General features: G+C 72.5%; 19 protein-coding genes. 6 read left to right on the top strand and 13 right to left on the bottom strand.

The genetic code is table 11. The annotated features are described in order from the left end of the window. Window positions 1-55: 55 nt before the first annotated feature. The 5 genes from OOK38_RS27960 to OOK38_RS27980 all read left to right on the top strand — a co-directional run bounded on the left by OOK38_RS27960 (window position 56) and on the right by OOK38_RS27980 (window position 4,693). Window positions 56-1,033 carry an NADPH:quinone oxidoreductase family protein gene (locus tag OOK38_RS27960; RefSeq protein ID WP_266755988.1) on the top strand — a complete coding sequence of 326 codons (978 nt, stop codon included), beginning with the start codon at window positions 56-58 and terminating at the stop codon, window positions 1,031-1,033. After that, window positions 1,030-2,232, top strand: coding sequence for an acyl-CoA dehydrogenase family protein (locus OOK38_RS27965; RefSeq protein WP_266755987.1), 1,203 nt, complete (start codon window positions 1,030-1,032; stop codon window positions 2,230-2,232). The genes OOK38_RS27960 and OOK38_RS27965 overlap by 4 nt, the downstream gene beginning before the upstream one ends. After that, a complete protein-coding gene (locus tag OOK38_RS27970; RefSeq protein WP_266755985.1) occupies window positions 2,229-3,323 on the top strand; it encodes an acyl-CoA dehydrogenase family protein in 1,095 nt (364 codons plus the stop codon). Before OOK38_RS27965 ends, OOK38_RS27970 begins: the two co-directional genes overlap by 4 nt. A 207-nt stretch (window positions 3,324-3,530) precedes the next feature. Next, complete coding sequence (locus OOK38_RS27975; protein ID WP_266755983.1) at window positions 3,531-4,394, top strand: phosphatidylinositol-specific phospholipase C/glycerophosphodiester phosphodiesterase family protein; 864 nt, start codon at window positions 3,531-3,533, stop codon at window positions 4,392-4,394. A 104-nt stretch (window positions 4,395-4,498) separates the two neighbouring features. Beyond that, window positions 4,499-4,693 (top strand): hypothetical protein, encoded by a 195-nt coding sequence (locus OOK38_RS27980; protein ID WP_261704269.1) that lies wholly within the window; start codon window positions 4,499-4,501, stop codon window positions 4,691-4,693. Window positions 4,694-4,705: 12 nt separating this feature from the next. Here OOK38_RS27980 and OOK38_RS27985 read toward each other — a convergent pair whose 3' ends face one another. From OOK38_RS27985 to OOK38_RS28020, 8 genes are all read right to left on the bottom strand, one after another. Then, window positions 4,706-5,935: a phosphodiester glycosidase family protein gene (locus tag OOK38_RS27985; RefSeq protein WP_266755980.1), complete on the bottom strand. Its 1,230-nt coding sequence runs from the start codon at window positions 5,933-5,935 to the stop codon at window positions 4,706-4,708. A gap of 75 nt (window positions 5,936-6,010) precedes the next feature. Further along, window positions 6,011-6,367, bottom strand: coding sequence for a DUF779 domain-containing protein (locus OOK38_RS27990; protein ID WP_266755979.1), 357 nt, complete (start codon window positions 6,365-6,367; stop codon window positions 6,011-6,013). Between the two features lie 309 nt (window positions 6,368-6,676). After that, window positions 6,677-7,747 carry a hydrogenase expression/formation protein HypE gene (hypE, locus tag OOK38_RS27995; RefSeq protein WP_323178832.1) on the bottom strand — a complete coding sequence of 357 codons (1,071 nt, stop codon included), beginning with the start codon at window positions 7,745-7,747 and terminating at the stop codon, window positions 6,677-6,679. Next, the gene (hypD, locus tag OOK38_RS28000; RefSeq protein ID WP_266755978.1) at window positions 7,740-8,858 is read right to left on the bottom strand and encodes a hydrogenase formation protein HypD; all 1,119 of its coding nucleotides are present in this window, start codon (window positions 8,856-8,858) and stop codon (window positions 7,740-7,742) included. Before hypD ends, hypE begins: the two co-directional genes overlap by 8 nt. Continuing rightward, on the bottom strand, window positions 8,855-9,193 hold the full coding sequence (locus tag OOK38_RS28005; protein ID WP_266755977.1) for a HypC/HybG/HupF family hydrogenase formation chaperone: 339 nt from the start codon (window positions 9,191-9,193) through the stop codon (window positions 8,855-8,857). The genes hypD and OOK38_RS28005 overlap by 4 nt, the downstream gene beginning before the upstream one ends. Window positions 9,194-9,229: 36 nt before the next feature. Beyond that, window positions 9,230-11,587 (bottom strand): carbamoyltransferase HypF, encoded by a 2,358-nt coding sequence (gene hypF / locus OOK38_RS28010; RefSeq protein ID WP_266755975.1) that lies wholly within the window; start codon window positions 11,585-11,587, stop codon window positions 9,230-9,232. Further along, complete coding sequence (gene hypB / locus OOK38_RS28015; RefSeq protein ID WP_266755973.1) at window positions 11,584-12,435, bottom strand: hydrogenase nickel incorporation protein HypB; 852 nt, start codon at window positions 12,433-12,435, stop codon at window positions 11,584-11,586. Before hypB ends, hypF begins: the two co-directional genes overlap by 4 nt. Continuing rightward, window positions 12,419-12,856: a hydrogenase maturation nickel metallochaperone HypA gene (locus tag OOK38_RS28020; RefSeq protein WP_266755971.1), complete on the bottom strand. Its 438-nt coding sequence runs from the start codon at window positions 12,854-12,856 to the stop codon at window positions 12,419-12,421. Before OOK38_RS28020 ends, hypB begins: the two co-directional genes overlap by 17 nt. A 64-nt stretch (window positions 12,857-12,920) precedes the next feature. Here OOK38_RS28020 and OOK38_RS28025 point away from each other — a divergent pair, with 64 nt between their 5' ends. Then, window positions 12,921-13,382, top strand: a complete 462-nt coding sequence (locus OOK38_RS28025) for a helix-turn-helix transcriptional regulator (protein ID WP_266755969.1) — start codon at window positions 12,921-12,923, stop codon at window positions 13,380-13,382. Window positions 13,383-13,479: 97 nt separating this feature from the next. Here the strand turns inward: OOK38_RS28025 and OOK38_RS28030 are convergent, their stop codons facing one another. Genes OOK38_RS28030 through OOK38_RS28050 form a run of 5 tightly spaced genes read right to left on the bottom strand, consistent with a single transcriptional unit; the run spans window position 13,480 to window position 17,722 of the window. Next, window positions 13,480-14,040, bottom strand: a complete 561-nt coding sequence (locus OOK38_RS28030; protein ID WP_266755967.1) for a hydrogenase maturation protease — start codon at window positions 14,038-14,040, stop codon at window positions 13,480-13,482. Then, on the bottom strand, window positions 14,037-15,467 hold the full coding sequence (locus tag OOK38_RS28035; RefSeq protein ID WP_266755966.1) for a hypothetical protein: 1,431 nt from the start codon (window positions 15,465-15,467) through the stop codon (window positions 14,037-14,039). Before OOK38_RS28035 ends, OOK38_RS28030 begins: the two co-directional genes overlap by 4 nt. A 1-nt stretch (window position 15,468) precedes the next feature. Beyond that, window positions 15,469-16,110, bottom strand: coding sequence for a DUF6084 family protein (locus OOK38_RS28040; protein ID WP_266755965.1), 642 nt, complete (start codon window positions 16,108-16,110; stop codon window positions 15,469-15,471). After that, a complete protein-coding gene (locus OOK38_RS28045) occupies window positions 16,107-16,814 on the bottom strand; it encodes a DUF5947 family protein (protein WP_266755964.1) in 708 nt (235 codons plus the stop codon). Before OOK38_RS28045 ends, OOK38_RS28040 begins: the two co-directional genes overlap by 4 nt. Continuing rightward, window positions 16,811-17,722, bottom strand: coding sequence for a NifU family protein (locus OOK38_RS28050; RefSeq protein ID WP_266755962.1), 912 nt, complete (start codon window positions 17,720-17,722; stop codon window positions 16,811-16,813). The genes OOK38_RS28045 and OOK38_RS28050 overlap by 4 nt, the downstream gene beginning before the upstream one ends.

A 17,722-nucleotide genomic window follows, 5' to 3' on the forward strand; every position in this document is an offset into this window, starting at 1 on the left:
CCGCTTAGTATGCCTTCGACCCCGGTCAGACGACGCAGTCCCCTGGAGGCCCCTCATGCAGGCATGGCAAGTGCACCAGACCGGCGAGCCCGCAGAGGCGATGCGCCTCCAGGAGGTGGATCGGCCGACGCCCGGTGCCGGCCAGGTCCTGCTCAAGGTGCGCGCCGCGAACATCAACTTCCCGGACGCGCTGATGTGCCGCGGCCAGTACCAGGTCAGGCCGCCGCTGCCGTTCACGCCCGGTGTGGAGATCTGCGGCGAGACCGAGGACGGACGCCGGGTGATCGCCAATCCCGCGCTGCCCCACGGCGGATTCGCGGAGTACGCGATCGCGGACGCCGCGGCCCTGCTGCCCGCGCCCGACGCCCTGGGCGACGCCGAGGCCGCGGCCCTGCACATCGGCTACCAGACGGGCTGGTTCGGCCTGCACCGCCGGGCCCGCCTCGAAGCCGGCGAGACCCTGCTCGTCCACGCCGCCGCCGGCGGGGTCGGCAGCGCGGCCGTGCAGCTCGGAAAGGCGGCGGGCGCCACCGTCATCGGTGTCGTGGGCGGCGCCGACAAGGCCGCCGTGGCGCGCGAGCTGGGCTGTGACGTCGTCATCGACCGACGGGCCGAGGACGTCATCGGCGCCGTCAAGGAGGCGACCGGCGGACGCGGCGCGGACGTGATCTACGACCCCGTCGGCGGCGAGGCCTACACCCAGTCCACCAAGGTGGTCGCCTTCGAGGGCCGGATCGTGGTCGTCGGCTTCGCGAGCGGATCGATCCCGAGCCCCGCGCTGAACCACGCGCTCGTCAAGAACTACGCGATCCTCGGCCTGCACTGGGGCCTGTACAACACCAAGAACCCGAAGCTGGTCCTGCACTGCCACGAGCGGCTCACCGAGCTGGCCGCGCAGGGCGCGATCAAGCCGCTGGTGAGCGAGCGGGTGCCGCTGAGCGGGGCCGCCGCCGCCGTGCAGCGGGTCGCCGACGGAGTCACCACCGGACGCATCGCCGTGGTGCCCGCACTTCAGAACGGAGCCGCCGCATGACCGACGCAGCCGAACTGCGCCGCCGCACCCAGGAGTTGCTGGCCGCGCACCCTCCCCTGGAAACCGATCGCCTGGACTTCCTGAAGGCGCGCTTCGACGCCGGACTCGCCTGGGTGCACTACCCGGAGGGTCTCGGCGGACTCGGCGCCCCGCGCAGCCTCCAGGCCGTCGTGGACGCCGAGCTGGCGGCCGCGGGCGCGCCCGACAACGACCCGCGGCGGATCGGCATCGGCCTCGGCATGGCCGCCCCGACCATCCTCGGCTTCGGTACGGAGGAGCAGAAGCGGCGCTTCCTGCGGCCCCTGTGGGTCGGCGAGGAGGTGTGGTGCCAGCTCTTCAGCGAGCCCGGCGCGGGCTCGGACCTCGCCGCCCTCGGCACCCGCGCGGTCCGCGCGGACGGCGACGAGGCAGGCAGCGGGGGAGAGTGGGTGGTCAACGGGCAGAAGGTGTGGACCTCCAGCGCCCACGTCGCCCGCTGGGCCATCCTCATCGCCCGCACCGACCCGGACGTGCCCAAGCACCGCGGCATCACCTACTTCATCTGCGACATGACCGACCCGGGCGTCGAGGTGCGGCCGCTGCGCCAGATCACCGGCGAGGCCGAGTTCAACGAGGTCTTCCTCACCGACGTCCGCATCCCCGACGCGCACCGCCTCGGCGAGGTCGGCGACGGCTGGCGGGTCGCCCAGACCACGCTGATGAACGAGCGCGTGTCCATCGGCGGCATGCGCATCCCGCGTGAGGGCGGCATGATCGGCCCGGTCTCCAAGACCTGGCGCGAGCGGCCCGAACTGCGCACCCACGACACCCACCAGCGGCTTCTGAAGCTCTGGGTCGAGGCCGAGGTCGCCCGGCTCTCCGGCGAGCGCCTGCGCCAGCAGCTCGTCGCCGGCCAGCCCGGCCACGACGGCGCCGGCATGAAGCTCGGCTTCGCCCGGCTCAACCAGGAGATCAGCGGACTGGAGGTCGAACTCCTCGGCGAGGAAGGCCTGTTGTACGAGGACTGGACGATGCGCCGACCGGAACTCGTCGACTTCACCGGACGGGACGCCGGCTACCGCTACCTGCGCTCCAAGGGCAACAGCATCGAGGGCGGGACCAGCGAGGTCCTGCTGAACATCGTCGCCGAACGCGTCCTGGGCCTGCCGTCCGAGCCGCGCACCGACAAGGACGTCGCATGGAAGGATCTCGCCCGATGAGCCAGGAGAGCACCCAGCCCGACCTCCTCTACACCGAGGAGGAAGAGGCGCTGCGGTCGGCGGTCCGGGACCTGCTGACCGACCGCTGCGACCCGGCCGCGGTGATCGCGCGCACCGAGTCGGACGCCCCGCACGACATCGCGCTGTGGAAGGCGCTGGCCGACGGAATGGGCCTGGCCGGCCTGCTGGTTCCGGAGGAACTGGACGGCCAGGGCGCCACGCACCGCGAAGCCGCCGTCGTCCTCGAGGAACTCGGGCGGGCGGTCGCGCCCGTGCCGTATCTGACGAGCGCCGTGGTCGCCACCGAAGCGCTGCTGGAGTGCGGCGCCGACGACCTGCTCACGCAACTGGCGTCCGCGACGTCGATCGGTGCACTGACCGTCGGGCTGCACATCGCTCCGGGCTCCGCCTTCCCGACCGTACGGCTCGAGAACGGCTCTCTGCACGGTGAGTTGACGGGCATCGCCGATGCGGCCGGTGCCGACGTGCTGCTCGTGCCCGCGGACGACGGCGGTCTGTACGCGGTGGACGCCTCCGCCGCGACCATCACCCGGCAGGTGTCCTTGGACCTCACCCGCCCCCTCGCCACCGTCACGCTCACCGGCGCCCCCGGCCGTCGGCTCGGCGACGCGGAACCGGCCGTACGGCGCGCCCTGCGGGCAGGCGCCGGACTGCTCGCCTCCGAGCAGCTCGGGCTCGCCGACTGGTCGTTGACGGAGACCGTCCGCTACCTCAAGGAGCGCAAGCAGTTCAACCGGCCGGTCGGCGGATTCCAGGCGCTCAAGCACCGGCTGGCCCAGGTGTGGCTGGAGGTCGTCAACACGCGTGCCGCGGCGCGGAACGCCGCCGACGCGCTGGCCACCGGCAACGCGGACAGCGACGTGGCGGTCGCCGTCGCCCAGGCGTACGCGGCAGCCGTCGCCGTGCACGCCGCCGAGGAGGCCGTCCAGTTGCACGGCGGCATCGGCATGACGTGGGAGCACCCGGCGCACCTGTATCTGAAGCGCGCCAAGGCCGACTCGATCGCGTACGGCACGGCCGGCGCGCATCGCGCGGCACTGGCCGAACTGGTCGATCTCCAAGCGCCCTGACACCCTTCCGAGCGAAGCCCGTCCCACCTGGGGCGGGCTTCTCCCGTGTGCCCGCCAGGTACGCGGGAACGCCCTGTCCCGCCCGGATCCGGTGAAGTGAACGCGTAGCGTCGGTCCGGCCAACTCCCTTCACGGCAGGGTTCCTTGGGCCCTGCCGACCGCATACTCCCTGAGGTCCCGTACGGCACCCCTCAAGGGAGGCGGAACATGGCCCCTACCACCCGTCGCAGAGCCCTCACCACCCTCGGCGCCGCCCTCGCGGGCTCGATCGCCCTGCCCGCCTCGCGGGCCCTGGCGGGCGAGGCGAAGCCCCGCACGCGCCCCCTGTGGCGCGCCCACGCGCACAACGACTACGACCATCCGCGTCCCCTCTTCGACGCCCTCGACCACCGGTTCGGCAGCGTCGAGGCGGACATCTACCTCGTGGGCGAACAGCTCCTCGTCGCCCACGACCCGGTGGACCTCGACCCCACCCGCACGCTCGAATCCCTCTACCTCGATCCGCTGGCCGCCCGCGTCCGGGCCAACCACGGCTCGGTGTACCGCGGTTACCGCAAGCCGCTGCAACTCCTCATCGACATCAAGACCGAGGGCTCCTCGACGTACCTCGAACTCGACCGTCATCTGCGCCGCCACCGGCACCTGTTCACGACGTACGCGCACGGCCGGGTGCACCCCGGCCCGGTCACGGCCGTGATCTCCGGGGACCGCGCCGCGCGGGCGCCCATGGAGGCACAGACCGTGCGGCGCGCCTTCTACGACGGCCGCCTCGCCGACCTCGGCAGCGCCGCCCCCGCCTCCTTCATCCCGCTGATCAGCGACAACTGGACACTCAACTTCAGCTGGCTGGGCGCGGGCCCGTTCCCGGACGCCGAGCGCGAGAAGCTGCGGGGCATCATGGCGGCCGCGCACGCGCGCCGGCAGAAGGTCCGGTTCTGGGCGACACCCGATCTGGCGGGTCCGACACGCGAGGCGCTCTGGCGCGAACTGCTCGCCGCCGACGTCGACCACCTCAACACCGATGACCTGGGCGGTCTCCAAGAGTTCCTGGACGCCCACGACCGGCGGTAGAAGACCACTCGTTCGGAGGACACGTCAACCGCCCGGGCGAACCCTCCGCTACGCCACACTTACGGCCGAACGCCGCGAAGTGGACGTGGCGGAGGAGGTTGACGATGGCCATTTCCATCTCTGTGGTGCTGCTGCTCCTGGTGCTGGCGGTGATCTTCCTCCGCAACGGAGGGCTGAAGATCTCCCACGCCCTGGTCTGCGCCCTGCTCGGGTTCCTGCTGGCCAGCACGAGCATGGCGCCGACCATCCACAGCGGTCTCACCGCGACGGCGGACATCGTGGGCAGTCTGACGCCATGACGTGCCGCCGCGTCACGGGTGCGCGAACACCCCGATGCCGTTCGGGACGGGACGCTCGGCGCCGCCGCTCGGGTGGTTGAGGACGCTGACGGTGTCCGCCCCCGCCTGCCGGGCGACCATCGTGGTGGATCCGCCGCCGTCCAGGCTGAAGGCGTCCTGTGACCCCAGCTGCCGCATCGCCGCGGTCACTTCGGCGATGGTGAGACCGCCGCGGAACTCCGGGGCGCCGTCCAGGGCGAGGAGCTGCATGCGGCGCCCGTGGTCGGAGAAGCCCACCGCGGTCCGTACGGCGGAGGTCTTGTCGTCCAGACCCGGCAGCGGCACGCCGTCGGTCATCACGGGGTAGCCCCCGACCGCGAAGCGGTACGGCACCCGGGAGGACTCCGCCACCAGCCGGTGCCGTACCCCGACCCACTCGCCCACGGACAGCCTCCGCAGCCGCTGGGCGCCCGCCTCGCGGCCCACCAGCACGGTGGTGCCCGGCGCGATGGACCCGCTGCCCGGAGCGTCGGCGGCGGACACGACCCGCCCGCGGCGGACCGTCACCTCGTAGGTGTCGGTGCTGCACGGCGCGGCCCGGTCGGTGTCCGTTCCGCAGGTCGCCCGCACCCGGGAGGCGCTGCCCCACTCCGCGGTGAACGCGCCGACGGAGCCGACCGGGAGCGCGTACTGATTGAACCCGCCGAGCGGCCAGGTGCCCTCGGAGCTGCGGACGGACCCGTCGAGGGCCACGCTGTCCAGCCGGGCCCGGCGGTCGACGCCCACACCGAACACGTCCTCGGTGGTCGTGCCGGGTGGCAGCGCCGGTCCGAAACGCTGGCCGTCGGGGACCGCGGCCTTGAGCCCGTGACCGCTCGCGATCGCCGGGCCGACGGTCGCGCCCGTCGCCTCGACGCCCGGATGCTGGGTCTCCGTGATGTTGAAGAAGTCGCCGTTGACTCCGGCGACGGCGCCCCGGGAGTCGGCCAGCTGGGAGACGGGCGCCCGGGACGCCACGGCTCCCGGGTACAAGAGGTCGACGCGCACGTGGGGATCGCGCAGGTCGACGCTCAACACGTGGGCGTGCGCCACCCCCTTGGCCGCCGGGATGTCCACCTGCGTGTACTCGACGCCGGGCGCGATGTCCGTCGCACTCTCCGCGCCGCTGGCCGGCGCCGCCCCGATCAGGGCGACACCGGCCAGCGCTCCGCATGCCGTGAAGACCGTCAGTGCCGTTCTGAACCGTCCGTCGCGACGCGTCACAGTGCCCCCTGATGTCTCGTCAACTTTGGCAGGACTCAGGGGAATTGCACCAGAGGTCGGTGCCCGGGCCGGTGGCTAGGCGCCGACGACGCGGGAACGGATCAGAAAACGCACTCCTTCGGGTGCCTCGAGAGAGAAGCCGCTGCCCCGGCCCGCCACGACGTCCACGATCAGCCGCGTGTGGCTCCACAGTTCGTACTGGCTCTTCGACATCCAGAAGGTCACCGGCTCGTCGACGCCCTCGACCTCCAGCTCGGCCAGCAGGACGTCGGAGCCGCCGGTGCGGAACTCGCCCTCCGGGAAGCACATGGGCGCGCTGCCGTCGCAGCAGCCGCCCGACTGGTGGAACATCAGCGGTCCGTGGAGCGTGCGCAGTCGCAGCAGCAGCTCGGAGGCGGCGGGGGTCAGCTCCACGCGCGGGACGACGTCCATCGGCTTTCCCTCTCGGGTCTCACGGCTCGCACACAGGGTGCGCGGCCCGCCGCGGACGAACCGCCGGCGCGGGGCACGACTCAGCAGACCGTCCGGGAGGTTGCGAGAGGGTTGCACGCGCCGGACCCGGAAGAGGCCGGCCCCCGGTGACGCCCGCCTGGTGCGGGTCGCCACCGAGGGCCGGCCTCGGGATCGCTCGGTGTCGGCGGACGAAGGTCAGCCGATGGGGGTGTCGGCGGACGTGGTGTCAGCCGACGGGGTGTCGGCGGACGTGGTGTCAGCCGACGGGATGGCGCCGGACGCGGTGGGTCAGCAGATGCGCGGGAGTTGCTCTCCGAGCGGCATGTCCACCACGCGGGTGCCGCCCAGACCGGTGGCCGCGACCACCATGCCGGGGTGGTCGGGGACGCAGTGGCCGATCGCCACCGACTCCTTGCCGAGCGGGTGGGCGCGCATCGCCGCGAGCACGGCGTCGGCGTGCTCCGCCGCCACGAACGCCACCAGCTTGCCCTCGTTGGCCACGTACAGCGGGTCGAGGCCGAGGAAGGCGCAGGCGTTGGCGACCGTCTCCGGGATGGGCAGGGACCGCTCGTCGAGCGTGATGCCGACTCCCGCGGCCGCGGCGATCTCGTTCAGGGAGGTGGCCAGGCCGCCACGGGTCGGATCGCGCAGCACATGGAGGTCGGGGCAGACGGCCAGCATGTCCGCGACCAGACCGGCCAGGGACGCGGTGTCGCTCTGGATCTCGACGCCGAACTCCAGCCCCTCCCGCACGCTCATGATCGCCACCCCGTGCACGCCGATCGGTCCGCTGACCAGCACCACGTCTCCGGGTGCCGCGCGCTGCGGGCGGATGTCGACGCCGTCCGGGATCAGGCCGATCCCGGCCGTGTTGATGAAGATGCCGTCGCCGTGGCCCGCGTCGACGACCTTGGTGTCGCCGGTCGCGACCACGACCCCGGCCGTCCGGGCCGCCTCGCCCAGCGCCTCGGCCACGCGTCCCACGACGGAGAGCTCGACGCCCTCTTCGAGGATGAACCCGCAGGAGAGGTAGGCCGGTACGGCCCCCGCCATGGCCAGGTCGTTGACCGTGCCGTTGACGGCGAGGTCCCCGATGCTGCCGCCGGGGAAGAACAGCGGGCGGACGACGAAGGAGTCGGTGGAGAAGGCGAGCCGGGCGCCGCCCAGCCGCAGAAGCGCGGAGTCGCCGAGCTCGGCGAGCACGTCGCTGCCGAAGGCCGGCGCGAACAGGTGCTCCACCAGTTCGGCGGAGAGCGTCCCGCCACCGCCGTGCCCCATCACGATCCTGTCGTGGTCGCGCAACGGCGCGGGACAGGTCCAGGAGGAGAAGTCGACGGGAGCCGAAGCGGAGTCACCCAACGGAACTCGCCTCCTTGTTCGGGGCCTCCAGCCGCCGGTAGAGGTAGTAGGCGGCGCACGCGCCCTCGCTGGAGACCATCGTCGCGCCCAGCGGATTGCGCGGGGTGCACTCCTTGCCGAACGCGGCGCACTCGTGCGGCTTGATGAGGCCCTGGAGCACCTCACCGCTGCGGCAGACGGTCGACTCCTGGGTGTCGATGCCGGTCACCGAGAAGCGGTGCTCGGCGTCGAACTCGCGGTACTTGGGCGACAGCCGCCAGCCGCTCTGCGGAATCATGCCGATCCCGCGCCAGGCCCGGTCGGTCACCTCGAAGACGTCGGACAGCATGGCCCGGGCGGCCGGGCTTCCCTCCGGCTGCACCGCCCGCGGGTAGGCGTTCTCCACGGTGTGCTGCCCGGCCTCCAGCTGCCGGACCGCGCGGCGGATGCCCTCCAGGATGTCCAGCGGCTCGAACCCGGTCACCACGATCGGCACCCGGTGCCGCTCGGCGAGTTCGGGATACTCGCCCATGCCCATCACCGTGCAGACGTGCCCGGCGGCGAGGAACGCCTGCACCCGGCAGTCCGGCGAGTTCATGATCGCGTCGATGGCCGGAGGCACCTTGACGTGCGAGACCAGCAGGCTGAAGTTGGGGATGCCCAGCTTCTTGGCCTGGTAGACGGTCATCGCGTTGGGTGGCGCGGTGGTCTCGAAGCCGATGCCGAAGAAGACGACCTGCCGGTCGGGGTTCTCCTGCGCGATCTTCAGCGCGTCCAGCGGCGAGTACACGACCCGCACGTCCGCGCCCTCGCTCTTGACCTTGAACAGGTCGCGTCCGCTGCCGGGCACGCGCAGCATGTCGCCGAAGGAGCAGAAGATCACGTCCGGGCGGGAGGCGATCTCCAGTGCCTTGTCGATGATCTCCAGCGGGGTCACACAGACCGGACAGCCCGGCCCGTGGATCAGCTGGATCTCCTCGGGCAGGAGCTGGTCGATGCCGTGGCGGATGATCGAGTGCGTCTGACCGCCGCAGACCTCCATGATCGACCAGGGCCGGGTGGTGGTCGCCCTGATGTCGTCGAAGAGCCGCTTGGCAAGGACAGGGTCGCTGAACTCGTCCAGGTACTTCATGGCCGTGCCTCCTTCTCGACGCCGTCCAGGGGCGCGGGTTCGGTTCCGGCGGGGCGTTCGGCGCCCGCGTCCCGGGCGGCCTTGCCCCAGGGGTCGCCGAACTCCTCCTCCAGCACCCCGAGATTCTCGAAGAGCTCCAGGGTCTGCTTGGCCGACTCCTCGTCCAGTCGCTGCAACGCGAATCCCACATGGACGATGGCGTAGTCACCGACCCGCATGTCCGGCACGTACTCCAGACACACGTCCTTGACGACACCGCCGAAGTCCACCTTGGCCATCCGCGTCGCGTCGCGTTCCTCGATCTCCAGCACTCGGCCGGGTACGGCCAGACACATGACTCGCTCCTGACTCGTTCCTGCGCTCCCGCCGCGCTAGTCCCGCGCTCGTGCGGCGACGATCAGCTGCCCGAGGGCCAGACCGCCGTCATTGGGGGGAACCCTGTGATGCCTCAGTACGGTGAAGCCGTCCCGTTCCAGAACGGCGCCGCAGCCCTCGGTGAGCAGGGCGTTGCAGAACACCCCGCCGCTGAGGGCCACCGTGCGGATGCCGGTCCGCTCTCGCGCCACCGTGCACACCTCCTGGACCAGGGCGACCACGGCCCGATGGAACCGACGCGCCACCCGACCGGCCGTGACACCGGCACGGACGTCCGCGACGGCGGCGGCCAGGACCGGCGCCGGATCGGCGATCAGTGGCGCCTCGGGGTCCTGAAGGACCGTTCTCAGCATGAACCGGTACCCGTCGTTCCGCTCGTCGTCGCCGAGCGGCCCCGCCAGGTCGTCCAGTGCCGCGTTCTCCAGCTCCATCGCCGCCTGCGCCTCGTACTCCACCCGGTGGCAGACCCCCGCGAGCGAGGACACCGCGTCGAAGAGGCGGCCCATGCTCGACGTGGGCACGCAGTTGAACCCCCGCTCCAGCTGCCGTTCGAGCAGCCGCCGCTCCTCCGGGGTGGCGGCCGCGGCGCACGGCAGCTCGTCCGACCAGGGCAGTCCCGCCGTCCGCAGGTGCGACAGCGCCATCCGGTACGGGTTGCGTACGGCCGCGTCGCCGCCCGGCAGCGCCGTATAGCCCAGATGAGCGAACCGCCGGTACCCGTCGTAGTCGGCGAGCAGCACCTCGCCGCCCCACACGGCACCGTCGTCGCCGTATCCGGTCCCGTCGAAGGCGATCCCGATCACCGGTGCCGAACCGTCGAGACCGTGCTCGGCCATGGCGGAGGCGACATGGGCGTGGTGGTGCTGCACCCGGCGCAGCGGCAGGCCGCGGGCCTCGGCGGCGCGCCGCGCCCACTGGGTGGAGCGATAGCCGGGATGCCGGTCGGTGATCAGCAGCCGCGGCTCGACGGCGGTGAGGTCCGTCAGATGGCCCGTGGCCCGCTCGAAGGCGTTCAGGGTGGCCAGGTCGTCCATGTCCCCGACGTGCGCGGACAGCCAGGCGTAGCGGCCGTCCCCGGCGCAGAAGGTGTTCTTCAGGTCGCCGCCCACGGCCAGCGCCGGGACCACCGGGACCGGGAGCGCGATCGGGAAGGGGGCGTAGCCGCGCGAACGGCGCACCGGAAGCTCGGCTCCCGCGCAGACCCGTACCACCGAGTCGTCGCAGGGCACGTGGATGGGGCGGTCGTGGGCGAGCCAGGCGTCGGCCAGCCCCGCCAGCCGGGTCAGCGCCTCGGCGTCGTCGGTGACGATGGGTTCGCCGGAGCGGTTTCCGCTGGTCATGACGAGGACGGCCGGGCCCGGTGGATCACCGGGCAGACCGAGCAGCAGCCGGTGCACCGGCGTGTACGGGAGCATGAAGCCGAGGTCGGGGCTGCCGGGCGCGACCCCCGCCGCGATCTCGCCGGAGGCCGCCCGCCGCCGCAGCAGGACCACCGGCTTGCGCGGCCCGAGCAGCAGCTCCCGCTCCTCCGGTCCGACGTGGGCCAGCCGGCGCACGGTCTCCAGCGAGTCCGCCAGCACGGCGAACGGCTTGCCGCCACGGTTCTTGCGCTTGCGCAGGGTGCGGACGGCCGCGGGGTCGCCCGCGTCGCACGCCAGGTGGTAGCCGCCGATCCCCTTGACCGCCAGCACGGCGCCCTCGGCCAGCAGCCGGCGGGCCTCGGTGATCGCCCGCGCGTCGCGCAGCTCGCCCGGATCACCGGGTCCGGTGCGCAGGGTGAGCCGGGGGCCGCAGGCGGGGCAGGCGATCGGCTGGGCGTGGAAGCGCCGGTCGGCCGGGTCGGTGTACTCGCGGGCGCAGTCCGCGCACATCGGAAAGCCCGCCATGGTGGTGCGGTCCCTGTCGTACGGCAACGAGGTCACGATGGTGAACCGGGGGCCGCAGTGCGTGCAGGTGATGAACGGGTGCCGGTACCGCCGGTCGGCGGGGTCGGCGAGCTCGCCCAGACAGGCGTCGCAGGTGGCGGTGTCCGGGGAGACGAGCGTGCGTCCTGGGCCGCCGGAGGAGGGGCGGATGGTGAACACCGATCCGTCGTTCTCCAGGGGCACGGCACGGTGCTCGACCGACTCGACGACCGCGAGCGGCGGCGGACGCGTCCCGATGCGCACGCAGAACGTCTCGACGTCGGCGGCGGGGCCCTCGACCTCGGCCTCGACGCCCCGCGCGTTGTTGGTGACCCAGCCGGTCAGCCCCAGCTCCTCGGCGAGGGTGTACACGAAGGGCCGGAAACCCACTCCCTGGACGACGCCCGTGACGGTGACGTGCCTGCGCTCGCGTCCCGGGGTCCGTTTCACCGCGCGTGCTCCTGAGCGGGCGTCCGGCTCAGGCCGGTCCCGTCCTCCCGAGGGTGCGGGTGCTGGTGTCCGTCGGCGGGCGAGGGGCCGTCCGCGTGCGGGTGCTCCTCCGACCGGGGGTGTCCGTCGCCGTTCTCGTGGCGGTGCAGGTACCGCTCGTGCTGCCGCGCCAGGACGGGGACGTGGGTCTCGTCGCCGGCCGCGCAGCGCAGGATGTGGGCCAGCAGCGCGTCGACCCCCTGGCCGGTGCGGGCCGAGGTCTCCAGGACCGGCACTCCGGGGTTGACCTGCTGAACTCCCGCCAGGAACGCCTCCCGGTCGAAGCCGACGGCGTCCGCGATGTCGGTCTTGGTGATCACGACCAGGTGCGCGAGTCCGAAGGCCGCCGGGTACTTGACCGGCTTGTCCTCGCCCTCCGTCACCGACGCGAGCGCGATGCGCAGGGTCTCTCCGAGGTCGTAGGAGGCCGGGCAGACGAGATTGCCGACGTTCTCGACGAACAGCAGGCGCGTGCCCTCGGGCAGCCAGTCCTCGAGCCGGCGCCGGAGCATGCCCGCCTCCAGATGGCAGAGCCCGTCGGTGAGGATCTGCCGCACGGGGGCGCCGGAGCGGGCCAGCCGTGTCGCGTCGTTCTCCGTCGCCAGGTCGGCGGTGACGGCGGCGGCCGGGGTGCCGCCCGCGACGGCGCGGGCGAGCAGCTGTTCGAGCAGGGCCGTCTTGCCGCTGCCCGGACTGGACAGCAGATTCACCGCCACCGTGCCGCGGTCACCCAGATAGCCGCGCAAGGCCAGGGCGTTCTCGTCGTTCTTGGCGAGGACGGCCTGATGCAGGTCAACGGTGCGGCACATGGCTCGTCTCCTCGTCGCGTGTCGGCAGCCCGGCCGGCGCGGCCCGTGGCCCGTCGTCCGCGCTCTTCGCGTCCAGGGGCCCGTCGGCCAGCGTCACCCGGACGATCTCCAGCTCCCGGCCGCTGAGCAGGGTCAGCGTGGCCCCGCAGGCGGCGCACCACAGCACCGGAGGCATCCCGGTCGGCGCCTCGCGGCCGCAGCCGTCGCAGTGCGCCCGTGCCTCGACAGTCTCGATCAGCAGGCGTGCCCCCGCCAGCGCGGTGCCCTCCGTCGCCAGGCCGAACGAGAAGTCCAGCGCCTCGGGCACCACCCCCGCGAGCTCGCCGATCCGCAGGGTCAGCGACGCGATCGTGCCGCCCTGTTCCCGCAGGGCCTCCTCGACCTGTTCGACGACCGCCACGGCGATGGACAGTTCATGCACGGCCCTCACCTCCCGCCGCCGGACCCTCGTGGGGCCGTCCGGCGCCCAGGTGTGGGGTTCGCGCATGGCTGGTTACTCTGAGAAGACGATGACTGGCCACGAGGTCGAGCGACGCGCTCTGCTCACCCCGGTGCTGCTCCTGCTGCTGGCCGAACGCCAAGGGCATGGCTACGAGCTGGTGCAGCGCCTGGGTGCCTTCGGCTGTGCCGACGCCGATCAGGCGCATGTGTACCGGCTGCTGCGGGGCATGGAGAGCAGCGGTGAGGTGACCTCGCACTGGCACGCCTCCGAGAGCGGCCCCGCGCGCCGCGTCTACGCGATCACCCAGCAGGGCGCCATGAACCTCGCCCTGTGGTTCGTCCGCCTGGGCGAACTCCACGGCACCCTGCATCTCTTCCTCGAGCGGTACGTGCAGCTCGAGGACGTCGGTGGCCGTGCGGGGCACACGGGCGAAGGCCCGGGCGCCGGCGCGCGTGCGCCGGATCATGCGCGTACGCCGGATCACATGCGCCGCATGCGCAAGTAGCGGCGGATGTCCGACAGGTTCCTGGCGACTCCGTAGGCCAGTACGAGGCCCGCGGCCATGCCCACCCATTGCCATTCCATCCTTGCCTCCATCGTGGTCAGCTCCTCTGAGGTACAGAGGCAGCGCGGCGTACCAGGTCGAGCACCAGATCGGCGGCGGGCTCCACGGCTTCGGCCACCGGGGGTGTCAGGCCCATGCCCTCGTCCGTGTCGCGGGGTTCGCAGCCGATGACGTAGACCTCCTCGGGGAGAGTGCCGCCCGCGCCGGCGTGCAGATCGTGCAGCAGGGCCAGCACGGTGGCGGGGTCCATGGCGTGTGTGTCCATCGGCCCCGGCTCGGGCCGTGCCGCGGGGGGCTCGGGGCCGACGTCGATCGTGTAGAGCGTGCCCGGCGGGCCTCCCCGGCTGACGATGTCCACCAGCACGAGGGTCCGATAGCCCTCCAGCAGCCGGTAGGCGAGGTGCACCCCGCGGATGCCGGCGTCCATCAGCTCGACGCCGGGCGGCAGTTCGGGCGTGCGGACGGCGAGGCGCCGTACGGTCTCCACCCCGAATCCGTCGTCCTGGAGGAACACGTTGCCGACCCCGGCGACCAGGATCCGGCGGGTCCCGTCCGGCTCCGCCGTACCGGAGGCGTCGGTGCGATCGGGTGCGGTCATGTCGCCTCCTCCTTCAGCGGGGCCACCTCGTCGGGCTTGAAGTACAGGAAGCGGCCCTGGGCGCGGCGTACGTCGGTGCCGGGATCGTCGTCCACGACGACGGCTAGGTGCGTCTCGCCGTCGAGGTCGCCGACCACGGCCTCGACCGTGGCGTGCCGGCCGAAGAGGAAGGCGTCCTGGGCGTCGGAACGCCGGGCGCCCGGCCTGAGCAGGACTCTGCTGCCGGCCCGTACGCTCTCGCCGTTGATGACGACGACGGCCGGCACCTCGGTGGCCCCGGGGTCCTGCGCCGGGTCCCACCAGGGGTGCCCGGGGCCCTCGGGCAGGGTCGGTCCGGTCTCGGGAGCAGTGGGGCGGGTCTCGCCCGGAAGGCTGTCTCCGGTGATCTCGCGCAGCCCCCGGATCGCTCCGTGCAGCCGGTCGCGGACCGCCTCGGGCATGTCGTCCACCAGGTCGATGACCTCGGCGGCGCGGGCGTCCGTGCCGCGGGCCTCGCGCTTCTCCCGTTCGGTGAGCGCGGCCGTGCGCAGCGAGAGGATCTCGTCGATCTCGGTGGCGTCGTAGAGGGGCCCCGGGCTCTCCTCGGCGACGGCCGGGTGGTCTTCCAGGATGATCGGCGAGGACAGCATGACGTCCTCCGTGCCGGGCGGTCCCGCGAGGACGGGCCAGGTGTGGTCGTTGTGGCAGCTCGCGGCGGCCGGACGGGCCCACTCGGGCGGGTCGGTCAGCGACAGGAACCGTCCGCCGGGCACGCCGAACAGCAGATGGGTGCCGATCATGCTGTGGGCGAGGGCGGTCTCGCGGTCGGTGCCGGTGCCCTTCGGGGCGAGGGTGGTGTTGTGCACGCTCACCGTGAGCCGCAGCACCCGGTAGGGTCCCGGCAACTCCTCGATGCGCGGGCGCAGTTCACCCGTCAGCCGCTTCCTGCGCCGCACGAGACGGCCCAGCGTCCGGCCCTCCGTGTCGGTCACCGGCTCGTACTCGACGGCATCGGGCAGGTCGAACCGTACGGCGTGGACGGCCGCCTGATCGCCCATCAGCTCGGCGAGCGACTCATGGATCAGCACGCGTTCCTCGTGACCCTCGTCCCACGGCACCAGCACCCGGTCGGGAAGGTCGAGTTCGGGCACCTCCGTGTAACCGCCGTCGGCGTCGAGCCGTTCGACCGTGCGCCGCCGGACGTGCAGGAAGCGCAGTTCGGCGTGGAGCCGGTCGCCGGCGCGGGGCTCCAGCAGGCATTCGGTGCGCTGGACGGCGTGTTCCCCGGTCGTCGCGGTCCAGGCGGGCGGCACCAGGACGCCGAACTGCCAGCGCAGTTGGTTCTTCGCGGCCGAGGCGCGGTAGGGGTAGAGGACATATCCCTCGAACAGGACGGCGTCCGCCACCGTGCGGGCCTGCTCGAAGCCGTTCTCCAGGGGATTGCTCATCTCAGTCGGCCCCCTTCGCGTCGGCGGTTTCGAGGAGTTCCTCGAAGACCCGCTCCCAGGACGGCAGGGCGTGGGCGGAGCGGTAGCGGCGCAGCGCGTCCAGCACGTCCAGCCGGACGCGCAGCCAGCCCGAGTTGGGGAAGTACTGCTCGATCATGTTCCGCCAGACGTCCACCGGCATCCGGTACGACGTCTCCTTGTGCCAGGGCACCGGCTCGGCCCGGAAGCCGTCCCGGCCCGTGAACACCGTGCCGGAGAAGAGCAGGAGCAGCGGAATCTCGCCGCGGGACAGCGCCCGGAAGTACGACGCGGAGGCGACCTCCGTGTCGTAGGTGCAGGGCACCGGGAGATCGACCTCCGTGGAACCGGTGAACCCCGGGACCGTGATGGAGGCGTGGGCGAACTGCAACGGCTTGAGCGTGCTGTTCCAGCGGCTCGGTTCGCCGAACAGGTCACCCAGCATGCCGACCTCCTCCGGCTCGTACGATCGCCCGGCGGGCTCGATACGGATCTGGCAGCGCAGCGCGACGGCGTGCACCGGCTGATGATCGGCCTCCTCGATGCGCAGCCCGAACAGCAGCGTGGGCCCGGCTCCGTACGGCTCGGGGCGCACACCGGTGCAGGTGAACTGGAGATCGGTCACGGGGCGCCCCCGGAGTGCGTGGCCGGACGCCCGGATTCCGGGGGAGCGGCGGGGGGTCCGGGGCGTGCCGATGCGGCGGTGGGCCCGGTTTCCGCTTCCAGTGGCCGGGCGGCCGCCGTGATCCGTTCGAGGAACTCCGCGATGTCCGAGCGCGCCTCGGTACCGCCGTCGAAGCCCTTCCAGTGCAGCCGCATCCGGCCGACCAGCTCGTAGCAGACGTCGACCGGGACGAGCGTGCAGGTGACCGAGTCGCCGCGGCCGCGGTGCAGCAGCAGCGCCTCCACGTCGGGTTCGAGCAGCTCCGCGAGCCGGCTGCGTCCGAGGACCGCGTCCCAGGTCCGCGGATCGAGTTCGCTCTCGGTGGCGCCCGCCGGGCTCGGGTAGAAGGCCGCGAGCCGGTCGAGTTCGGAGTTGCGGAAGAAGAAGGCGAGCGCGACGGGGATCTGCAGCCGGTTCCAGTCCGACTCGTCCAGGTCGAACCCGGGATCGGTGAGATACCGGTCCGGGACGGCCCGGAAGCGGCCCTGCCCCGCGCCCGGCCGGGTGAAGAGCAGATGGCAGGGCGGGCAGGCGCATTTGAGGGACCGTCGCGAGGTGTCCACGAGATGCCGGTGCTCGGCGGGCAGCGGCTCCCCGCACAGGTCGCAGCGCTCGCCGGCGGGCGGCGGCCTCCGGGTGAACTGCTTGAGGACGTCGGTGGTCATGGCCCCGCCCCCAGCAGCTCGCCGGGCAGCGCAACCCGCACCGAACCGTCCTCCTCCAGCAGCGGTACGGGCTCCAGGTGAGCCCGCTCGCCCCGGCCCGCCCGGTGCACGTCGAACTCGGCGGCACATCCCGCGCACCGCAGCAGTTCGCCGTCCAGGACCGCCGGTGCGAGGCTCGCGGCACAGACCGGGCAGCGGTCGCGGTAGGCGTACAGCTGTCCCGGCAGGCGGACGAGCAGCAGGGTGCGGCCGGCGACGTCGGTGACGCCGGTGGCCCGTTCGCCCAAGGGCAGCGCGCGAGGGCCGAGGGTGTACCAGCGCGCCGCGTCGTCCGCTCCTCCGGACGCGGCCGGGTCACCCGGACCGTCGTCCGGACGGTGCGGCAGGATCTGGAGCAGGGCGGGCCCCGGGTCCTCCTCGGCCATTCCCTCGACCTCGATGTGCTCGACCTCGGGGGCGATCCGGGCGACCGCCTCCTCGATGGTCCAGCGCACGGTCTGGGTGGAGGACGGACAGCCGTCGCAGCTGCCGCGCAGCCTGAGCCGCAGTGTCGGGCCGTCGGCCGCCTCCATGTCGAGCCCGGCCACTTCGACGTCGCCCGCGTGCGAGCCGAGGTAGGGACGGACCTTGTCGAGGGCCCGGCCCACCCGGGTCGCGGTGTCCTCCGGATGCAGATCGTGCAGGATCAGCAGATCGCTGACCAGTTCGTCGGCGGTCAGGACGGCGAGGGGATCCGCGCCGTCCGGGGCCGCGCGCAGCAGCCGTACGGCCCGGGCCAGACCCTCGCCGTAGAACTCCACGAGGCAGCGCACGAGTTCGTCCGCCGTGTCGCGTGCTTCCGGTCCCGCCCGCTGCGCCAGCTCGTCGAGCAGCGCGCCTATCCGCTCACCCGTCTCCTGTCCGGCCAT

Origin of the sequence: Streptomyces sp. NBC_00568 (genome assembly GCF_026341855.1) — a bacterium.
Lineage (GTDB): Bacteria > Actinomycetota > Actinomycetes > Streptomycetales > Streptomycetaceae > Streptomyces.

Coding starts and splice junctions, on each gene's coding strand:
- OOK38_RS27960 (WP_266755988.1), top strand. CDS start 56: ATGCAGGCATGGCAAGTGCACCAGACCGGCGAGCCCGCAGAGGCGATG.
- OOK38_RS27965 (WP_266755987.1), top strand. CDS start 1,030: ATGACCGACGCAGCCGAACTGCGCCGCCGCACCCAGGAGTTGCTGGCC.
- OOK38_RS27970 (WP_266755985.1), top strand. CDS start 2,229: ATGAGCCAGGAGAGCACCCAGCCCGACCTCCTCTACACCGAGGAGGAA.
- OOK38_RS27975 (WP_266755983.1), top strand. CDS start 3,531: ATGGCCCCTACCACCCGTCGCAGAGCCCTCACCACCCTCGGCGCCGCC.
- OOK38_RS27980 (WP_261704269.1), top strand. CDS start 4,499: ATGGCCATTTCCATCTCTGTGGTGCTGCTGCTCCTGGTGCTGGCGGTG.
- OOK38_RS27990 (WP_266755979.1), bottom strand. CDS start 6,367: ATGGACGTCGTCCCGCGCGTGGAGCTGACCCCCGCCGCCTCCGAGCTG.
- hypD (WP_266755978.1), bottom strand. CDS start 8,858: ATGAAGTACCTGGACGAGTTCAGCGACCCTGTCCTTGCCAAGCGGCTC.
- OOK38_RS28005 (WP_266755977.1), bottom strand. CDS start 9,193: ATGTGTCTGGCCGTACCCGGCCGAGTGCTGGAGATCGAGGAACGCGAC.
- hypB (WP_266755973.1), bottom strand. CDS start 12,435: ATGTGCCGCACCGTTGACCTGCATCAGGCCGTCCTCGCCAAGAACGAC.
- OOK38_RS28025 (WP_266755969.1), top strand. CDS start 12,921: ATGGCTGGTTACTCTGAGAAGACGATGACTGGCCACGAGGTCGAGCGA.
- OOK38_RS28030 (WP_266755967.1), bottom strand. CDS start 14,040: ATGACCGCACCCGATCGCACCGACGCCTCCGGTACGGCGGAGCCGGAC.
- OOK38_RS28035 (WP_266755966.1), bottom strand. CDS start 15,467: ATGAGCAATCCCCTGGAGAACGGCTTCGAGCAGGCCCGCACGGTGGCG.
- OOK38_RS28045 (WP_266755964.1), bottom strand. CDS start 16,814: ATGACCACCGACGTCCTCAAGCAGTTCACCCGGAGGCCGCCGCCCGCC.
- OOK38_RS28050 (WP_266755962.1), bottom strand. CDS start 17,722: ATGGCCGGACAGGAGACGGGTGAGCGGATAGGCGCGCTGCTCGACGAG.